This window comes from Methylobacterium indicum (assembly GCF_017347565.1).
In the GTDB taxonomy this organism is placed as follows: Bacteria; Pseudomonadota; Alphaproteobacteria; order Rhizobiales; family Beijerinckiaceae; genus Methylobacterium; species Methylobacterium indicum.
Map to the genome: position 1 here is coordinate 5471752 of NZ_AP024145.1, position 18613 is coordinate 5490364.

18 protein-coding genes are annotated in these 18613 nt (G+C 71.5%); 10 read left to right on the top strand and 8 right to left on the bottom strand.

Translation table 11 applies throughout. The annotated features are described in order from the left end of the window. Positions 1–60: 60 nt before the first annotated feature. Together miv_RS25415 and miv_RS25420 are read right to left on the bottom strand one after the other, a co-directional pair. Entirely contained in the window at positions 61–1302 is a 1242-nt protein-coding gene (locus tag miv_RS25415; protein WP_207179605.1) for an efflux RND transporter periplasmic adaptor subunit, read from the bottom strand. Next, positions 1299–1940: a TetR/AcrR family transcriptional regulator gene (locus tag miv_RS25420; protein WP_048425428.1), complete on the bottom strand. Its 642-nt coding sequence runs from the start codon at positions 1938–1940 to the stop codon at positions 1299–1301. Before miv_RS25420 ends, miv_RS25415 begins: the two co-directional genes overlap by 4 nt. 139 nt (positions 1941–2079) lie before the next feature. Here miv_RS25420 and miv_RS25425 point away from each other — a divergent pair, with 139 nt between their 5' ends. Continuing rightward, positions 2080–2253 carry a hypothetical protein gene (locus tag miv_RS25425; protein WP_165602011.1) on the top strand — a complete coding sequence of 58 codons (174 nt, stop codon included), beginning with the start codon at positions 2080–2082 and terminating at the stop codon, positions 2251–2253. A 156-nt stretch (positions 2254–2409) separates the two neighbouring features. On the opposite strand, the gene miv_RS25430 is transcribed toward miv_RS25425, so the two are convergent. After that, positions 2410–2748, bottom strand: coding sequence for a winged helix-turn-helix transcriptional regulator (locus tag miv_RS25430; protein ID WP_244276578.1), 339 nt, complete (start codon positions 2746–2748; stop codon positions 2410–2412). 165 nt (positions 2749–2913) lie between these two features. On the opposite strand from miv_RS25430, the gene miv_RS25435 reads away from it, so the two are divergent. Continuing rightward, positions 2914–3519 (top strand): NAD(P)-dependent oxidoreductase, encoded by a 606-nt coding sequence (locus tag miv_RS25435; RefSeq protein ID WP_207179607.1) that lies wholly within the window; start codon positions 2914–2916, stop codon positions 3517–3519. Position 3520: 1 nt separating this feature from the next. On the opposite strand, the gene meaB is transcribed toward miv_RS25435, so the two are convergent. Continuing rightward, positions 3521–4498 carry a methylmalonyl Co-A mutase-associated GTPase MeaB gene (meaB, locus tag miv_RS25440; RefSeq protein WP_207179608.1) on the bottom strand — a complete coding sequence of 326 codons (978 nt, stop codon included), beginning with the start codon at positions 4496–4498 and terminating at the stop codon, positions 3521–3523. Positions 4499–4727: 229 nt separating this feature from the next. Here meaB and miv_RS25445 point away from each other — a divergent pair, with 229 nt between their 5' ends. Next, positions 4728–5750 carry an alpha/beta hydrolase gene (locus miv_RS25445; RefSeq protein WP_207179611.1) on the top strand — a complete coding sequence of 341 codons (1023 nt, stop codon included), beginning with the start codon at positions 4728–4730 and terminating at the stop codon, positions 5748–5750. Between the two features lie 213 nt (positions 5751–5963). On the opposite strand, the gene miv_RS25450 is transcribed toward miv_RS25445, so the two are convergent. Continuing rightward, positions 5964–6584: an SOUL family heme-binding protein gene (locus miv_RS25450; protein WP_207179613.1), complete on the bottom strand. Its 621-nt coding sequence runs from the start codon at positions 6582–6584 to the stop codon at positions 5964–5966. A 4-nt stretch (positions 6585–6588) separates the two neighbouring features. Beyond that, the gene (locus tag miv_RS25455; protein ID WP_048428277.1) at positions 6589–7239 is read right to left on the bottom strand and encodes an NAD(P)-dependent oxidoreductase; all 651 of its coding nucleotides are present in this window, start codon (positions 7237–7239) and stop codon (positions 6589–6591) included. A 171-nt stretch (positions 7240–7410) separates the two neighbouring features. Between miv_RS25455 and miv_RS25460 the strand changes: the two genes are divergently transcribed. Next, positions 7411–8088 carry a haloacid dehalogenase type II gene (locus miv_RS25460; protein WP_207179620.1) on the top strand — a complete coding sequence of 226 codons (678 nt, stop codon included), beginning with the start codon at positions 7411–7413 and terminating at the stop codon, positions 8086–8088. A gap of 24 nt (positions 8089–8112) precedes the next feature. On the opposite strand, the gene tcuC is transcribed toward miv_RS25460, so the two are convergent. Continuing rightward, positions 8113–9432 (bottom strand): MFS transporter, encoded by a 1320-nt coding sequence (gene tcuC, locus miv_RS25465; protein ID WP_048428279.1) that lies wholly within the window; start codon positions 9430–9432, stop codon positions 8113–8115. 164 nt (positions 9433–9596) lie between these two features. On the opposite strand from tcuC, the gene miv_RS25470 reads away from it, so the two are divergent. The 6 genes from miv_RS25470 to miv_RS25495 all read left to right on the top strand — a co-directional run bounded on the left by miv_RS25470 (position 9597) and on the right by miv_RS25495 (position 17691). After that, positions 9597–10415, top strand: a complete 819-nt coding sequence (locus miv_RS25470; protein ID WP_207179621.1) for a substrate-binding domain-containing protein — start codon at positions 9597–9599, stop codon at positions 10413–10415. Between the two features lie 137 nt (positions 10416–10552). Then, positions 10553–10747: a hypothetical protein gene (locus miv_RS25475; protein ID WP_048428281.1), complete on the top strand. Its 195-nt coding sequence runs from the start codon at positions 10553–10555 to the stop codon at positions 10745–10747. A gap of 354 nt (positions 10748–11101) precedes the next feature. Next, on the top strand, positions 11102–12589 hold the full coding sequence (locus tag miv_RS25480) for an O-fucosyltransferase family protein (RefSeq protein ID WP_207179622.1): 1488 nt from the start codon (positions 11102–11104) through the stop codon (positions 12587–12589). Between the two features lie 78 nt (positions 12590–12667). Beyond that, on the top strand, positions 12668–13996 hold the full coding sequence (locus miv_RS25485; protein ID WP_058619140.1) for a TAXI family TRAP transporter solute-binding subunit: 1329 nt from the start codon (positions 12668–12670) through the stop codon (positions 13994–13996). Between the two features lie 163 nt (positions 13997–14159). Beyond that, positions 14160–15986: a translational GTPase TypA gene (typA, locus tag miv_RS25490; RefSeq protein WP_048428283.1), complete on the top strand. Its 1827-nt coding sequence runs from the start codon at positions 14160–14162 to the stop codon at positions 15984–15986. A 268-nt stretch (positions 15987–16254) separates the two neighbouring features. After that, positions 16255–17691 carry a phospholipase D-like domain-containing protein gene (locus miv_RS25495; RefSeq protein WP_207179623.1) on the top strand — a complete coding sequence of 479 codons (1437 nt, stop codon included), beginning with the start codon at positions 16255–16257 and terminating at the stop codon, positions 17689–17691. Here miv_RS25495 and miv_RS25500 read toward each other — a convergent pair. Further along, complete coding sequence (locus miv_RS25500; RefSeq protein ID WP_207179624.1) at positions 17624–18445, bottom strand: endonuclease/exonuclease/phosphatase family protein; 822 nt, start codon at positions 18443–18445, stop codon at positions 17624–17626. The two genes, miv_RS25495 and miv_RS25500, sit on opposite strands and share 68 nt — an antisense overlap. Positions 18446–18613 lie beyond the last annotated feature (168 nt).

An 18613-nucleotide genomic window follows, 5' to 3' on the forward strand; every position in this document is an offset into this window, starting at 1 on the left:
AGGGACGCCGGAGAAACAGGACGAGGGCGTCGGGGACGCGGGAGAAGCGAGAAGCGGGCGTCAGGGACGTCCGGCCTCGGCGGTTGCCGGCATCGCGGGGTAGATCGGCCGCACCCGGTCGCCGTCGCGCAGGAAGCTGCCGGCCCGGGCGACCACGGCGTCCCCGGCCTTGACCCCGTCGCGGGCCTCGATGAAGCCGCCGGCCGACAGACCGGTACGAATCGAGCGCAACTCGACCCGCTCGCCCGAGACCACCAGCACGGTCGGGCCGGACGGGCCGTAGACCACCGAGGCGAGCGGCACGGCGACGCCGGTGCGGCGCGCCGCCTCGACGGCGCCGCGGGCAAAGGCGCCGATGCGCAGGCGCGGATCGGCGTCGAGCTTAATGCGGACCTTGCCGAGGCGGGTCGCCCGGTCGATCTCCGGATAGACCACCCGGACGCGCCCCGACACCGAGACCGGCCCGTCCGGGGTGTCGAGGTCGAGGCTCGCCGGGGCACCGGCGCGCAGGCGCGCCAGCCCGGTCTCCGGCACCTCGCCCTCGAGCTCGATCTCGCCGCGGGCGATCAGCCGGAAGAGCGGCTCGCCCGAGGCGCTCGCCGTGGCGCCGACCCGGGCGGTGCGGCGGCTGACGATGCCCCCCTCCGGCGCGCGGATCTCGGTGCGGGCGAGCTTCAGGTCCAGCTCGGTCCTCTGCGCGCGGGCCTGGGCGAGATCGGCCTGCGCGATGGCGAGCCCGTTGCGCGCGGCCGAGAGCCGGCCGTCCGCCCCCTTGGCGGCGGATTCCCGTTGCTCCAGCACCGCCGCGGTGCCGTTGCCGGTCTTCATCAGCGACTGGGCGCGCTCGAAGGACAGAGCGGCCTCGGTCTGCGCGGCCTCCGCCTGCACGATGGTGCTGCGCGCCTGCGCCACCGCGCCCTCGGCCCGGGCGATGGCGGCGGCGTTCTGGGCGAGCTGGGTGTCGATCATCTCGCGGGAGAGCCGCGCCAGCACCGCACCCTTGGCGACCCGGTCCCCCTCCTCCACCAGCAATTCGGTGATGCGGCAGCCCTCGATCTCCGGCGAGACCAGGATCTCGTCGCGGGGCACGAGGGTCCCGGTGACGACCGCGCGCTCGACGATCTCGCGCTCGGCCGCCACCGCGACGGTGACGGCGGGCGCGGGTGCCGCCGCGACGATGGGGGCCGCCGGCGGCGCCGTCTCGGCGGCCATGGCCGGGAGAGCGGCAGCCGGCAGAGCAGCGGCAAGGGTCGCGGCGAAGGTGAGGGCCGGAATGCCGGCGCGGCGACGGGGGCGGGTCATCGGTCGGATTCCGGAAAAGTCGTCGGGTCGAAGCGGCCGTCGAGCGCCGCGCCGATCACGGTCAGCATGGCGTCGATGACGGGGCCGGTGGCGAAATCGGGCGAGAGGGCGCGCCGCACCATGATGCCGTCGGCCATCACCATGGCGAGGCGGGCGAGCGCCTCCGGGTCGGCTCCGGGAGCGGGCTGCGGGGCGCGGGCCTGCGCCTGACGGTAGAGGCCGGACAGGCGCCCCGCGATCTCGCGCTCGAAATCCCGGCAGATCGCCGCCATGGCGGGGTTGCGGGTCGCCTCGGCCCACATCTCCAGGCAGAGCACCGCCTTCTCGGCCGGAGCCTCCGCGAGGTGGCGGCGGGCGAGGCCGGTGAAGGCCTGCATCAGGTCGGGGGCGGCCTCGATGCCGGAAAAGTCCTCCGCCACCGCCGCGCGGTCGCGCTCGGCGAGGCCGGCGACGATCGCGTCCTTCGACGGGAAGTAGCGGTAGAGGTTGCCGGGGCTCATCCCGGCCTCCGCCGCCACGTCGTGCATCGTCGCGCGGTGGAAGCCGTGGCGGACGAAGCAGGCCTCCGCCGCATCGAGGATGCGGGTGCGGCGCTCCTCGGCCGAATCGAGGCGGGCGGGACTCTGGGAGGGCGGCACGCGGGCTCACAGGTGAGAATGAACGTTCATTCTCTACACCCAAGGCCTGACATTCCGCAATGGCCGAGCGGCTGCAACTTCTGCGGCCCGGTCCGCGTTGACGGTTCGAATACCAGTCATCGAGGGAAGGAATTGCGCGATGGCCATCTTCCAGGTCAGGCAGGCCGAGACCGGGGCGATTCTCTGGACCGGCGGCGCCGCCGACGAGCAGCAGGCCCTCGACGCCATGGCGCGCGAGGCCGGTTACAGCGACTTCTCGGCGATCCCCGAATCGCTGCGCGGCACCAAGGTCGACCGGCTCAACCTGGGCTGAGCCGGTCTCGGACCTCTGAGACCCCTTGCGGGAGGCCGGGATTCGTCCCGGCCTTTTTTTATGCCCAGGATTTTCGCGAAGTTTGGTTAACAAAACGTTGCCGGACGATCGCGGCTTTCTCCGGGCATCCGGCGGTGTTTCCGCCGACCGGCGGCGTCAGGCGGTCGCTGCCCGCCCTCGCGCCGCCAGGATCGCCCCCTGGTTCGCCTCGGCCCAGCGGATCAGCCCGCGCATCGGCTCCAGGAACGAGTGCCCAAGTGGGGTCAGCCGGTACTCGACGCGGGGCGGGACCTCGGCGTGGACCTCGCGCGCCACGAAGCCGTCCTGCTCCAGCCGGCGCAGGGTCTTCGACAGCATCTGCTTCGACACGTCGCCGATCTCCCGCTCGATCTGGCTGAACCGCTTCACCCCCGGTGCCAATGTGGCCAGGACGAGCAGGCTCCACTGGTCGCCGATCCGGTCGAGCACGTCGCGGATCGGGCAGGCCTGATCCAAGGTTTCGCCTGACTTCAAATCGTCGAGCACTGTTTCTTCTCCATGGTCACTGCGCGATGACCTGGTCGCGCGGCGGTGACGTCTTGCGCGGATCGTATGACGGGCCTAGCTCTGTCGACGGTCTCGAACAGTGACCAGATCGCGAAACCGAACCAAGAGAATACCATGACCAAGGTTGCCGTCATCGGCGCGACCGGGAACGTCGGCGCGCGTCTCGTCGCCGAGCTGGCGTCGCGGGGCCACGCCGTCACCGCGATCAGCCGCCATCCGGGCGCGGCCTCGCCGCAGGTCGCGCCGGCGGCGGGCGACGTGCGCGATCCGGCGGCCCTGAGCCGGCTTCTCGCCGGGCACGACGCCGTGGTGAGCGCGCTGCGCTTCGCCGACACCGATCCGGCGGCCCTGATCGGGATCGTGAGGGACTCGGGCGTGAAGCGCTACCTCGTGGTCGGCGGCGCCGGCTCGCTCGAGGTGGCACCGGGGCGGCGGCTGATCGACCAGCCCGACTTTCCGGCCGCCTACAAGGCGGAGGCCCTGAAGGGCGCGGCCTTCCTCGACGCGTTGCGCCAAGTAGACGACCTCGACTGGACCTTCCTGTCGCCCTCGGCGCTGATCGAGCCGGGCGAGCGCACCGGCCGGTTCCGCCTCGGGGGCGACGCGCTCCTCGTCGGCGAGGGGGGCAGCCGCATCTCCTACGAGGATTACGCCGTCGCCCTCGTCGACGAGATCGAGCGCCCGGCGCATCTCCGCCGACGCTTCACCGTCGGGTACTGAGCTACAGGCCGATCAGCTCGGCGATCAGGTCGGCGCCGGCCGCGGGCGAGCGCTCGCCCGCCGCCACCCTCCGCTCGGCCTCCGCCGTGGCCTTGCGGACCTCGGCGCTGCCGGTGAGGCGCTGGTGCAGCCGCTCGTGGACGAGCGCCCACATCCACTTCACGTCCTGGTCCCGGCGCTTGGCGGCGATCTCGCCCGTGGCGGTGAGCTTCCGGCGATGGTCGAGCACCGCGTCCCACAGGGCGTCGAGGCCCTGGCCGGCGAGCCCCGAGATCGTGGCGACCGGCGGCGACCAGGTGGCGCTCGCCGGGGTCAGGATGTGGAGCGCGGCGCGGTACTCGGCCGCCGCCGCCATGGCGCGCCGCATCCCCTCCTCGCCGTCGGCCTTGTTGACCGCGATCATGTCGGCGAGTTCGAGGATGCCCTTCTTGATGCCCTGCAATTCGTCGCCGGCGCCGGGCAGCATCAGGACGAGGAAGAAGTCGGTGAGGTCGGCGACCGCGGTCTCGGACTGGCCGACGCCCACGGTCTCGACCAGCACGACGTCGAACCCGGCGGCCTCGCACAGCAGCATCGTCTCGCGGGTCTTGGCGGCGACGCCCCCGAGCGTGCCCGACGAGGGCGAGGGCCGGATGAAGGCGTTGGGATCGACCGCGAGCCGCGCCATCCGGGTCTTGTCGCCGAGGATCGAGCCGCCGGTGCGCGACGAGCTCGGATCGACGGCGAGCACCGCGACCTTGTGGCCCCGCGCGGTCAGGGCGGCGCCGAGCGCGTCGATGGTGGTGGACTTGCCCACGCCGGGCACGCCGGTGATGCCGACCCGCACCGCCTTTCCGGCATGCGGCAGGGCGGCGTCGAGCAGCTCGCGGGCGGCGGCGCGGTGGTCGGCCCGCTTGGACTCGACCAGCGTGATGGCGCGGGCAAGTGCGGCGCGGTTGCCGGAGAGCAGCTGGGCGAGGTCGGGGGCCGGGACGGTCATGGCGACCTTTCTGCCGCCTCGCCGGGTCTCCGTCGAGGGCCCGGGCTGTGGACGAAAGGCCGGGGAAGCGTAACCTTCGGGCAACAGGCCGGACCCTGCCCGGGCCCTTCCCCACGGTCGTCCCCAGCGCGACGCGCCACGGCCACGATCATGCCGCATCCTCGGCCTGAATGCCGGGGCACAGCCGGCGCGATGCCGGCCCCGAGCGGGACGCCCCGAGTAGGACGCCATGACCACGACTGCCGCGCCGACGCGCCGGGGCTTCGCCCGCCTCGGCCTCTCCGCCCTCGCCAGCCTGTCGCTGGGCGGCTGCTTCGGCGACGGGCTGCTCGGCGATTCCCCGGGCCCCGAGAAGCAATCCGCCCTCGACGTGAGCCCGGTGCTCCTCGTCGCCACGACCCGCCGCCCCGCCGACCCGGCCGGGCGCCCGCCCTACTTCACCGACCAGCGTGGCCGCGGCCTCTCCTTCGCGACCGTGCGGCTCACGGTCCCCGACCGGTCGCTGATCGGCAAGGTTTCGTCGGTGGTCACCGGCGACTGGCGCATCGCCGCCGCGCCCCGGGTGGTCACCGGGCCGGAAGCCGCCACCGCCTTCGCGGAGGCGGCGCTCGGGCGCGACGTTCTGCTCTACGTCCACGGCTACCGCGAATCGTTCGAGACCGCGGCGGTCAGCGCGGCGCAGCTCTCCGACGGCATCCGCTTCCGCGGCGTGTCGGGCCTGTTCACCTGGCCCTCGGCCGGCAAGACCTTCGATTACGGCTACGACCGCGAGAGCGCCCTGTGGTCGCGCGACGCCTTCGAGGATCTGTTGCGGGCGCTCGCCACCTCGCAGGGCGGGCGGATCCACGTCGTCGCCCACTCGATGGGGACGCTCCTCACCCTCGAGACCCTGCGCATGCTGCGGGCCGATGCCGGCGAGGCCGCCCTCGACCGGATCGGCGCCATCGTGCTCGCCGCCCCCGACATCGACATCGACCTCTTCACCAACGGCATCGAGCGCCTCGGCACCGCGGCGCAGAAGATCACGGTGATCTCCTCGACGAACGACCGGGCGCTCGAACTCTCCAGCACCATCGCGGGCGGCGTGACGCGGGCGGGTGCCGCCGACCGCAGCCGCCTCGAGGCGCTCGGCGTGCGCGTCGCCGACGCGTCCGACTACGGCAGCGGCCTCATCAACCACGACCTCTTCCTGTCGAACGTCGAGGTGCAGCAGGTGATCAAGCGGGCGGTGGCGCGGGCGGACGGGCGCTAGAGCATTTTCCGACGAAGTGGATGCCGGTTCGTCGAAGAAAATGCGGCAAAACAAAGACTTAGAGAGCTTCGCGATTGCAACGCGATCGTGAAGCGCTCTAGGCGGATTTCGCCGAAGCGGTTACCGGTTCGGTACTGAAAATCTGCGACAAAACAAGAACCTGAGCGGGCAAAGCGTTGGCCTGCCAACGCAAGTCCGATTGGACGCGTCGGTTCACTCTCCCAGCCGCACCGCCACCTCGTTGCGGCGCAGGAACGGAATCGCGAAGGGCGGGTCGTAGCCCATGAAGAACGGCGACGCGGCCGTCGCCTTGCCGGCCGTTGCCAGCACCTCGGTCAGGACGCGCTCCTGCTCCGCCCTCGCCGCCGGGGTGACGCGGCCGGAGAAGCGGAGCGCCGCGATCCGCTCCGGCGGCACCCGCACCAGTCGCACGCCGGCCTCGATCGGCTCCGGCGCGCCGGCAGCCGCGACGGCGTGCGGCAGGAAGAACCGCATCGTCCCGCCCGTCCCCTGCTCGACCGGCACCGTCATGGCAATGCGCCGGCCGCCGGCCCCTCCCGGGGCCGCCGCCTCCACCGGGGCCGTCATGGCGATGCGGTCGCCGGCCCGGTTGGCGCCGGTGATGTAGCGGAAGAGCCGCCCGAACGCCTCGCCGTCGCCCTGGCCGCGCGCATCGGTCTCGACCGCGACGCGGCCCTCGTAGGCCCGGATCTCGACCCCGCGGTCGAGCCGCTCCACCGCCGCGTAGCGGGGCTGGTCGTAGAAGGTCCGGATCCCGAAGACGCCGAGGACCGACTCGATCAGGGTGACGGCGTAGTAGGCAAGCTTGTCCATGGCGTCACAGCGGCAGGGCGTGGCTGATCAGGACGACGGGACGGCCGACATGAGCGTTCCCGGCGATCTCCCCGACGATGAACCGCGCCACGTCGGCCCGGGAAATCAGCCCGTTCTTCCACGAGGACGGCCGGTCGAGCACCTGGTAGCGCCCGGTCGCGGCGCCGCCGGTCAGCACGCCGGGGCGCACCAGGGTCCAGTCCAGGCCGCTCTGGCGGATGCGGATCTCCTGGGCGTCCTTGTCGTCGTAGGCGCGCCCGAAGACGAGGCGGAACGGCAGGCGCTGCAGCGGACCGATCGCCGCCCGGCTGTCGCCGGCGCCAAAACCCGTCACCGCCACGAGCCGGCGCACACCCGCCTTCTCCATCGCCGGGACCAGCACGTTCGTCGCGTCCGAGAACAGGCGCACCGGCCCGAGCAGGTCGCGGGCGGGCACCCCGAGGGCCTGCACCACGGCGTCGACGCCCTGGAGCGCCGCCGTCACGTCGGCGGAGGATAGGGCGTCCCCGGGGAAGCGTTCGAGGTTGGGATCGGACAGCGCGATCGTCGCCGCCGAGCGTGCGAAGGCCCGCACCCGGTGCCCTGCCGCGAGCGCCGCCTTGGCCGTCTCGAGGCCGATGCCCTGGCTGGCGCCGATGACGAGGAGATGCGGCATGGGAAGGTCCCTGGGAACTGGGCGGGGTGTCCGATCCCTATGAAGCGCCGGGACGCCGGGTGGTTTCCGGGACGGGTGCGGAATCCGGCCTCCATCCGCCTCGCCGTGCCTCACGGTCGCAACCCGCCACCGCCGCCGCGGGTTCACGATCGTTCCGTGAGAGTGCCCGCCATGTCCCTCCCCGCCCCGCTCGACCGCGCCGACGCCGTCGTCTTCGACGCCTACGGCACGCTCCTCGACGTCCATTCCGCCGTGCAGCGCCACGCCGCCGCGATCGGCCCGCAGGCGCAGGCCCTGTCGGAAACCTGGCGGCAGAAGCAGCTCGAATATTCGTGGGTGCTGTCGCTGTGCGGGCGCTACGCGCCGTTCTGGACGCTGACCGAGCGGGCCCTCGACTTCGCCCTCGCCAAGCACCCAGACGTGGATCGGGGCCTCCGGAGCGGCCTGCTCGAGGCCTATCGCTCGCTCGACGCCTATGCCGAGGTGCCCGCCACCCTCGACGCCCTGCGCCGGGCGGGGCTCGGGACTGCGATCCTGTCGAACGGCGACACCGCGATGCTCGATGCGGCGGTGAACGCGGCGGGGCTGGAGGGGCGGCTCGACGCGGTCCTGTCGGTCGATCCGGCCGGCACCTTCAAGACGGCGCCCCGGGCCTACGACCTGGCGCCGGCGCGCTTCGGCGTCGCGCGGGAGCGGATCGTCTTCCTGTCCTCGAACCGCTGGGACATCGCCGGGGCGGCGGCCTACGGCTTCGCCCCGGTCTGGGTCAATCGAACCGGCCAACCGGACGAATACCCGGACCTCGCGCCGGTCCGGGTGATCCGTTCCCTCGACGGGCTGCTGGCCTGACGCGGGCTTGCAGCCCGGCGCGGGCTACTCGCCCGCCATCGGGCGGACGGAGCCCGGCAGCGCGTCGGCCGCGCCCTCGCGGCGGCGGTAGATCAGCAGGGTGGCGATCAACCCGCAGGCCCCCGCGAAGGCCATCCACAGGCCCGGCGCCGCCTTGTTGTCGAGCGCCTGGATCAGCCAGGTCGAGACGACCGGGGTGAAGCCGCCGAAGATCGCGGTGGCGAGCGAATAGGCGAGCGAGAAGCCCGTGGTGCGGACGTTGGCCGGGACGATCTCGGTCAGCGCCACCACCATCGCGCCGTTGTAGCTGCCATACAGGAAGGACAGCCACAGGAGCGTGATCAGCATGTTGGTGAACGAGATGTTCGAGGTGAGCCAGGCCAAGGCCGGGTAGGCGGTGAGCAGGGTCAGCGCCGAGAAGGCCAGCAGGATCGGCTTGCGGCCGATCTTGTCGGACAGGGCGCCCATCACCGGCAGCCAGAACAGGTTCGACAGGGCGGTGAGGAAGGTGACGATCAGGCTGTCGGTCTCGGACAGCTTGAGCACGCTCTTGCCGAAGGTCGGGGTGTAGACCGTGATGGTGTAGAACGACACCGTGGTCATCACCACCAGCAGCATGCCGAGCAGCACGATCTTCCAGTTCTGGCCGAGAGACGTGAAGACCTCGGGCAGCGACGGGCGGTGCTTGCGGTGCAGGAACTCCTGGGTCTCCTCCAGCGAGCGCCGGATGTAGAACAGGAACGGCACGATCATGCAGCCGATGAAGAACGGGATGCGCCAGCCCCACTCGGACATCTGGGCCGGCATCAGCGCGCGGCTCAAGGCGAAGCCGATCAGCGCCGCCACCATCACGGCGACCTGCTGGCTGCCCGACTGCCAGGAGACGTAGAAGCCCTTGCGGCCGGGCGTCGCCATCTCGGCGAGGTAGACCGACACGCCGCCGAGCTCGACGCCGGCGGAAAACCCCTGGAGCAGGCGGCCGATCAGCACCAGGAACGGCGCCGCGAGGCCGATGGTCTGGTAGGACGGTACGAAGGCGATCAGCACCGTGCCGGCGGCCATGATGCCGAGCGTCACGATGAGGCCCTGGCGCCGGCCGATCCGGTCGACATAGGCGCCGAGGAAGATGGCGCCGAGCGGCCGCATCAGGAAGCCGGCGCCGAAAGCCATGAAGGTGAACATCAGCGAGGCGAACTCGTTCTCGGCCGGGAAGAAGGCCTTCGAGATGTGGCTCGCGTAGATGCCGAACAGGAAGAAGTCGAACATCTCCAGGAAGTTGCCGCTCGTGACGCGCAACACCGTGGCGACCTTGGACCCCTGCGGACCGTGGACCGGACCTGCCATGCTGATTTCCTCCCGATGTCGGGCTTGCCTTCGACTTCGCTCTCTCTAGCGCCATCCGCCGCACGTTTGACAGAGAAATCTAATCCGGCGGAATCGGTGGCGGGGGCGCCGTCCACGGCTTATCGACGGAGGAGGGGCCGGCACGGTCACCGTCGGGAGGAACCATGAGCGACACGACATCACGCGCGAACGCCCGGCGGAGCCGGCGGCACGCCCTCCCCCTCCTCGCCGCCCTCGGGCTGGCGGGACTCGCGCTCGCCGGCCCGGCCCAGGCCGCGGAGGTGCGGGTGATGATCTCCGGCGGCTTCACCGCCGCCTACCAGGCCCTGGTACCGGGCTTCGAGACGAAGACCGGCGACAAAGTCGCGACCGCCTACGGTCCGTCGATGGGCACGGCACCGGAGGCGATCCCGGTGCGGCTTGCCCGCGGCGAGCCGGCCGACGTGGTGATCATGGTCGGCTACGCCCTCGACGCCCTCGACAAGGAGGGCAGGATCGAGCCGGGCAGCAAGGTCGCGCTCGCCGATTCCCGCATCGCGCTGGCGGTGAAGGCCGGCGCCAAGGTCCCGGACATCGCGACCCTCGACGCCTTCAAGACGGCTCTGCTCGGCGCCACCTCGATCGCCTACTCGGACAGCGCCAGCGGCGTCTACATCGAGAAGGAGATGTACGGGAAGCTCGGCCTCGAGAAGGAACTGGCGCCGAAGAGCCGGATGATCGTCGCCGAGCGCGTCGGCAACGTCGTCGCCCGTGGCGACGCGGAGTTCGGCTTCCAGCAGGTCGCCGAGCTGAAGCCGGTCAAGGGCATCACCATCGTCGGGCCGATCCCGCCGGAGGTCCAGAAGGTCACGGTCTTCTCCGCCGGCATTCCCAAGGGCGCCCGGCATCCGGAGGCGGCCCGCGCCCTGATCGCCTGGCTCTCGGCCCCGGAGCATGCCGGCACCGTGGCCGAGACCGGCCTCGACCCGATCAAGGCGCGCTAACCCCCGATTCACGACAAGGGAGAATCCGAGGGATCGGATTCACCACCTCTTCACGCCGTCCGGCGCCTCATGGGTCCCACACAACAGGTCTCGCGCCGCCCGATCACGGGCCGGCTCAAGCGGGCGGGGACGGCATCATGCGACAGGGTTGGACGCCCGGAGCGGCGGCGCGCGGTGCCGCGCCGCTGCTCCGGCAGGAGAAGAACGCGCATCAGCGCTACCTCGCGGCCCCGGGCTACCACCCGGGCGCCCTGGTGATCGCGACCCTCGGCCCCGCCCTGGGGGCGGCGATCGTGGCGGTGGTCGCGCTGGGCCTGCGGGTGGCCCTGTAACGGCAACACACCCGACGCGGGCCGCCGCGCCGGGCGCGGAATCGGGCGGCTGGACCTGCCCTATGGAAGCCACCTACCGGTGAGCCGCCCCGTCTCTCGCCAAGCGCCGCCCGCGGCGGGGATGCCGAACCGTAACGACAGTCCCGACGGCGGCTGGATCTTCTCGAGCAAATCCCGGCCTCCGGGGCCCGCGAGGCACAGACCTCGGCGACGGGGTTGGCAGCCCGCGATGCATCGTGGATGATCGGCGCGCCCGGCCGGCCGTCGATCGCGCCGGTGCGACCGGCGCTCGGGTCGCGGTCCACCGTGTCGAAGGTCTATCGACGGACCGGGATTCACCAAGAGGCACGGTTCGTGATTCTGGACTTCGCCATCCCCGATCAGGCGCTCGGCTATTCCTACAACAGGGGTGGGATCAACAACCAGAAGATCGCCCTCCTCGGTCTCTTCCTCGCGGCCGTCACCGAAGGACCGCGCCGCGTCGTCCTGCCGGACATCGTGATCTTCGATCAGATCACCTTCGTCCACAAGCGCGTGCCGATCGCGACGGCGTTCGACGTCGCGCGCCTGCGGGACTTCGCGGAATCGGTCGGCGTGGCCATCCTCGACAGACCGCCCGCGGGCGATGAAGGCGGCTGGGATTACTTCCACGCCGGCGAACGCCACATCGCCGGCGCGGCCGCATCCGGGACGCTCGACGGCGACAGCCTCGTCGCCCGGTTCTTCCGCGCCCTGGTACCGAGGGCCCGGACCTCGCCCGACGTGTCGCGTCTGCGGGACATCGCCTTCGGTCGAAGGAGCATCACCCACGTGATCCAGATGCGCATCGAGCGCGACTGGGATTTTCACGTGCAGAGCCGCGTCGATCCCGATGCCGGCGACAACGAGGACAACCGGCACACCGCCGAGAGCATCGCCCGCAAGTTCCGGGCGACCCATCCCGCGGCCGGATCGACGATCTACGTCGTCTGCGACGAGGCGGCCCTCGTCGAGGGAAAGGACGAGATCCGCCGGTCGCTGCGCGAGCGCCACGATATCGAGGCGGTCTGGAAATCCGATCTGCTGCCGGACCTCCGGCCGGACGACGCGACGCTTCTCGATCTCTCGCTGATGGATTTCGAGATCGCCCTCGCGTCGGAGTTCTTCGTCGGGACCTCCCGCTCGACCTTCTCGGGAATGGCCGCGCTGGAGCGCTTCGCCCAGTCCGGGGCCGTGGACAACCACAGCATCTACAACGCGCTCGGGCCCACCCTCGCGACCCGGCACGACCGGGGCGCGTTCCGGTCCGCCCGCCTGGCGAGTGCCCGGGACATCCGCGACCCGGCCTGCGGCTACGAACTCGGGCAGATCCTGGAGGCGGCCGGCGATCTGCGCCAGGCGCACGACCGCTACGACGCGCGCGGCGCGTTCGGCGGGCCCGACCGGGAGGAGGTCTACCTCGCCCTCTACGGCGCGGCGCGCCTGAAGGCCGCGCTCGGCGACGCGCCGGACGCGGTGCTGGCGGCGTTCGCGCGGGCGGCCGACGTGTCCGCGTCGCGGGCCGAGGCGCTGCATGGCGGGGCGCGCCACGCGCGCCTCCACGGACGCTACGACGACGCCTACGCCTTCGCTGCGCGGGGCGTCGCGATCGCCCGGCCCGCCGCCGGCCGGGCCGTCGAGGCCTGGATCTACGACTGGGCGCTGATCGACGAATTCGCCGTCGCCACCTCGTGGACGGGGCGCCCCGTCGAGACCCTGCAGGCCTGCATCCGGCTCCTGACCGAGGCCAAGCTCCCGGCCGAGCATCGCGACCGGATCGTCGCCAACGCGAAATTCGCCATCGATCGCATCGCCGGATTGTAGGCCCCCGGGGCCGGCGCCGGCCCCGCGCCAATCGGCCGAATTGCCGAAGCGGTCGCGCGGTCCCAAGGTCACCCGACCATGCGGCGCCACCTCCCCCTCGTCCTCGCGGCTCTCCTCGCCCTGGTGGCGACGGGGCTGCTCGCCTATCAGTGGCTCGGGCAGCCCACGACGTTGCGGGTCGCTGTCGGGCCGGCGGGCAGCGAGGATGCCCGCCTGATGGCGGCCGTAGCCCAATCCTTCGCCCGCACCCACGAGGAGGTGCGCCTGCGGCTCGTTCCGACGAGCGGCGTCGCCGAGAGCGCGCGAATGGCCGAGATCGGCCGGGCCGACCTCGCGGTGGTGCGCTCGGACGTCGGCATCCCGGCGAGCACCCAGACCGTCGCGATCCTCCACCGCGACGCGGCCCTCCTGCTGGCGACCGATCCGTCCCTCGCCGCCGTGCCCGACCTGCGGGGCAAGCGGATCGGGATCGTGCGCAACCCCGCCGCCAACGTCCGGCTGCTCGAGAGCCTGCTCGCGCATTACGACGTGCCGGCGGATTCCGTGACGACGATTCCGCTGGGCGACGGCCGGGAGGCCGGCGAGGCCCTGCGGGAGGGCAAGGTCGACGCCGTCCTGACGGTGAGCCCCCTCGTCGGTCGCACCGCCGGCGACGTCCTGGCGAGCATCGCGCGGACGGGCGGCACCCCGGCCTTCGTCCCGATCGGCGACGCGGCGGTGCTGGCGCGGCGCTGGCCGGCGCTCGAGAGCGTCGAGATCGCCCGCGGCACCTTCGGCGGCACGCCGCCGCGCCCGGCCGAGACCATCACCACCGTCGGGGTCAGCCACCGGCTGGTGGCCCAGGCGCGGATCGCCGATTCGGTGGTGTCGGAGCTGACGCGGCTCCTGTTCGTCAACCGGCCCGCGCTCGCGGTCGAGGTGCCGCTCGCCAACCAGATCGAGGCGCCCGACACCTCGAAGAGCGCGTCGCTGCCCGTCCATCCCGGCGCGCAGGCCTATTACGAGGGCGAGGTCGAGAGCTTCTTCGAGCGCTACGGCGACTGGTTCTACCTCCTGGTGATGTGCGTCTCGATCCTCGGCTCGGCCGCCGCCACCCTGGTGTCGCGGGCCGCCAACAAGTCGCGGGCGCGGGACATGGCGCTCCTGCGCCAGCTGCTCGCCATCGTGCGCGCCTGCCGCGACGTCGAGGACGAACTGGAGCTCGCCGACCTCGAGCGCCAGGCCGACGAGATCCTGGCCGCGGCGCTCGCCCGGGCGGGGACGGGCGCCATCGACAATGCCGGGGTGGCGGCCTTCACCCTCGGCCTCGATCAGGCGAGGCGGGCCATCGCCGAGCGCCGGGCGGTGCTGATCGAGCGGCAGGCCGCCGGCGCGGAGCCGGACCCGCTCTCCGCCGCGGCGGAGTGAGGCGACGAGCCAGGGGAGCGCGTCACACCCCCTGTCACGCGCCCTCTTGCGAAGTGACGCCACACCTTATATTGCGACGCAATAGTTTTCCCCCGGCTCGATGCGTCCGGCTGCCATCCTGGCGGCCCGCGGCGTGCCGGGCTTTGTTTGCTTCGGATATCCCATGAAGCTGCGCAATATCGCCATCATCGCCCACGTCGACCACGGCAAGACGACCCTGGTCGACAAGCTGCTCCAGCAATCCGGCTCGTTCCGCGAGAACCAGCGGGTCGAGGAGCGCGCGATGGACTCGAACGACCTCGAGAAGGAGCGCGGCATCACCATCCTGGCCAAGGCCACCTCGGTGGTCTGGAAGGACACCCGGATCAACATCGTCGACACCCCCGGCCACGCCGATTTCGGCGGCGAGGTCGAGCGCATCCTCTCGATGGTCGACGGCGTGATCGTGCTCGTCGACGCCGCCGAGGGCCCGATGCCGCAGACCAAGTTCGTGGTCTCGAAGGCGCTCAAGATCGGCCTGCGCCCGATCGTGGCGGTCAACAAGGTCGACCGTCCGGACGCCCGCATCACCGAGGTGGTGAACGAGGTGTTCGACCTGTTCGCGGCGCTCGACGCCACCGACGAGCAGCTCGACTTCCCGATCCTGTACGGGTCGGGCCGCAACGGCTGGATGGCGACCTCGCCCGAGGGCTCGCAGGAGGACGGCCTGGCGCCGCTCTTCGACCTCGTGCTCGAGCACGTGCCCCAGGCCAAGACCGAGGACGGCCCGTTCCGGATGCTCGGCACGCTGCTCGAGGCCAACCCGTTCCTCGGCCGCATCATCACCGGCCGCATCGCCTCGGGCACCGTGAAGCCGAACCAGGCGATCAAGGTTCTCGACCGCGAGGGCAAGGTCGTGGAGACCGGCCGCGTCTCGAAGATCCTGGCATTCCGCGGCCTGGAGCGCCAGCCGATCGAGGTCGGCGAGGCGGGCGACATCGTGTCGATCGCGGGCCTCGTGAAGGGCACCGTCGCCGACACCTTCTGCGACCCGCAGGTCGAGACCCCGATCCAGGCCCAGCCGATCGACCCGCCGACCGTGACGATGTCGTTCATCGTGAACGATTCGCCGCTCGCCGGCACCGAGGGCGACAAGGTCACGAGCCGCATGATCCGCGACCGCCTGTTCAAGGAGGCCGAGGGCAACGTCACGCTCAAGATCGAGGAAGCCGCCGACAAGGACTCGTTCTACGTCTCGGGCCGCGGCGAGCTTCAGCTCGCGATCCTGATCGAGACGATGCGCCGCGAGGGCTTCGAGATCGCCGTGTCGCGTCCCCGCGTCGTCTTCGAGAAGGACGAGGCCGGCGAGATCATGGAGCCGATCGAGGAGGTCGTGATCGACGTCGACGAGGAGTATTCCGGCGTCGTCGTGCAGAAGATGTCGGAGCGCAAGGCCGACATGATCGAGATGCGCCCGTCCGGCGGCAACCGCCTGCGCCTGGTGTTCCACGCTCCGACCCGCGGCCTGATCGGCTACCAGGGCGAGCTGATGACCGACACCCGCGGCACCGCGATCATGAACCGGCTGTTCAAGGCCTACGAGCCCTACAAGGGCGAGATCGCCGGCCGCCGCAACGGCGTGCTGATGTCCAACGACCAGGGCGAGGCCGTGGCCTACGCCCTGTGGAACCTCGAGGATCGCGGCCCGATGATGATCGAGCCGGGCTGGAAGGTCTACCAGGGCATGATCATCGGCGAGCACAACCGCGAGAACGACCTCGAGGTGAACGTGCTCAAGGGCAAGAAGCTCACCAACATCCGCACCACCTCGAAGGACGAGGCGGTGCGCCTGACCCCGCCGATCCGCATGACCCTCGAGCGTTCGCTCGCCTGGATCCAGGACGACGAACTGGTCGAGGTGACCCCGAAGTCGATCCGCCTGCGCAAGGCCGTCCTCGACCCGAACGACCGCAAGCGCGCCGAGCGGGCCAAGGAAGCTTTGAGCGCCTGATCGTCGGCATGACGGTGTGACGCGTCATCCCTCGCCCCTCCCCGGGGCGGGGGATTTTTTATGGCTGCGGTGGACGGTCGGAGCGCTCGTGTAGATTCCCGGTTCGCCGTCCCGTATCGGGTAGGGCAGATCGGTGACGGGATGAGGCGCGGGTTCCCCCCTCTCCCATGTGGGAGAGGGGATCCCGCGCTTTGTCCGTTCCCGGATATTTCCTCGGACGGCCCCGCTGATCCCGAAGGTCAAGGCAGCGTGCCGGCAGGAGACCCGCGTGGAACACGAGATCTACCGCTGGCTCGGTATCCCGGCGTCGATCCAGTCGGAGGTGCTGGCGCCCCTCGGCCTGGCGCTGGCGGTCATCGTCACGGTCCACGTGCTGATGAACAAGCGCGAGGTCGGCGCGGCGATCGGCTGGATCGGGCTCGGCTGGCTCTCTCCGGCGCTCGGCAGCCTCCTCTACGTGATGTTCGGGATCAACCGGGTGAGCCGCCGCGCCCGCCGCCTGCCGGTGCTGCCCGGACCGCGGCCCGGCGCCCCGCCAGCGCCGGTGGCCGAGGTGCCGGAGGCGTTCGCCCCCTTGCGGCGGGCGGTCGAGCGCATCAGCGGCCTGCCGCTGGTCGCCGGCAACGGCATCCGGCGCTACCGTCACGGCGACGAGGCCTACCCGGCGATGCTCCTGGCGATCGCCGAGGCCGAGACCAGCGTCGCCCTGTCGAGCTACATCATGCGCGACGACGACAGCGGCCGGGCCTTCGCGGCGGCGCTGGCCGCCGCCAAAGCCCGGGGCGTCGCGGTCTGCGTCCTGATCGACGGCATCGGCAGCGGCTACTTCTTCCCGGCGATGTACCGGCGCCTGCGGTCTCTCGGCATCCCGGCCGGCCTGTTCATGCATTCGGCGCTGCCCTGGCGGATGCCGTTCCTCAACCTGCGCACCCACAAGAAGCTTCTTCTGATCGACGGCCGGGTCGGCTTCGTCGGCGGGGTCAACATCGCCGACGAGAACGTCATGGCGAAGGACCCGCCCGATCCGGTGCGCGACAGCCATTTCCGCATCGACGGACCGGTGGTCGGCCAGCTCGCCCAGGCGTTCTGGCGCGACTGGGCCTTCGTGAAGGGCGAGGACCTGGAGGGGCCGGCCTGGTTTCCGCAGATCCCCCCGGCCGGCGCCTCGCTCGCCCGCGTCGTCATCTCGGGGCCGGATGCGGACATCGAGAAGATCGAGTTCGTGGTGCTGGAGGCGCTCGCCACCGCCCGTCACTCGGTGCGCTTCGCCACCCCCTACTTCCTGCCGAGCGAGATGCTGCTGACGGCGCTCGGCCTCGCGGCGATGCGGGGCGTGATCGTCGACGTCATCATTCCGCAGGCGAGCAACCACCGGGTGGTCGACTGGGCGACCCGCGCCCATGTCGGGCCGCTGCTCGAGGCCGGCGTGCGGATCTGGCTCGACCGGCCGCCCTTCGACCACTCGAAGCTGATGGTGGTGGACGATGCCTGGTGCTTCGTCGGCAGCGCCAACTGGGACAGCCGCAGCTTCCGGCTGAACTTCGAACTCAACGTCGAGGTCTACGACCCCGCCTTCGCCGCCGATCTCAACCGGCTGATGCAGGCCAAGATGGAGGCGCGGCTCACCGCCGACGACCTCAACTCTCGCGGGATGGCCGTGCGCCTGCGCGACGCCGCCGTCCGATTGCTGCTGCCATATCTTTGAGCGGCACCCGCTTGCGAAAATCCTCGGCCCGGTCGCGGAACGCCGCGATCCGGTCGCGCAGCGGCTCCCGCCGCCCCTGCGGGTTGCCGGGTTCGAGATGGACCACGATCGGCCGGTGATCCGAGGCACCCCGCGGCAGCACCGCCTGGCCCCGGCAGGTGAGCCCGCGCACCAGGCAGCGGTCGAGGCGCAGGGGCACGAGATCGACCATGGCGTGGGTCGGATGGCGCGGTCCGACGTCCTGGAACCCCGGCAGCAGCGCCGGCCCGACGATATTGTAGTCGCCGAGCACCGCGGCGCGCACCGGCAGATTCTGGGCGATGCGGCGCAGCTGGCGCCGGTTGAGCACCTGCCCGTGCGACAGGTGGACGTTGGCGACCCCGAACGACCCGAGATCGAGGATCTGGCAGACCCGGTCGATCAGCGCGCCCGACGGCAGCGTGATCACCCGCGGCGGGTTCAGCCACGGGGTCGGGCTCCACATCGCGAGGCCGTGGATGCGCTTCGGCAGCGGGGCCCAGGCATAGTGCCCCCCGACCCGGGCCTGCAGCTCGGTGATGTCGACGGTCGCCTCCTGCATCAGCAGCAGGTCCGGCTTCTCCTGCGCGATCAGCGCCTCGAGGGCATCGACCGTCGCGCCGGTCCGTCGCAGCAGGTTCCAGCTGATGATCTTGCGTGGGCCGGGCCGGTGCGGGACGTGCCCGGTCGCGGAGGTCGGGGGCTCGGCGGGCAGGAGATGATGGGGAGGCAGCATGGCACCGGCTGGCAGCGCATGGAGGGGCCGGCACGAGGGCGGGGAAGCACCGCCCGGGCGCGCGCCGGGCCCGCGCGAGGCCCGTCCGGCGGCAAGCCCCATACGCCGATTTGCCCGCCCTGGGAACGGCGCCCCCGGCACAGGGGGCCCGAGGCCGGCGCTCGGCCA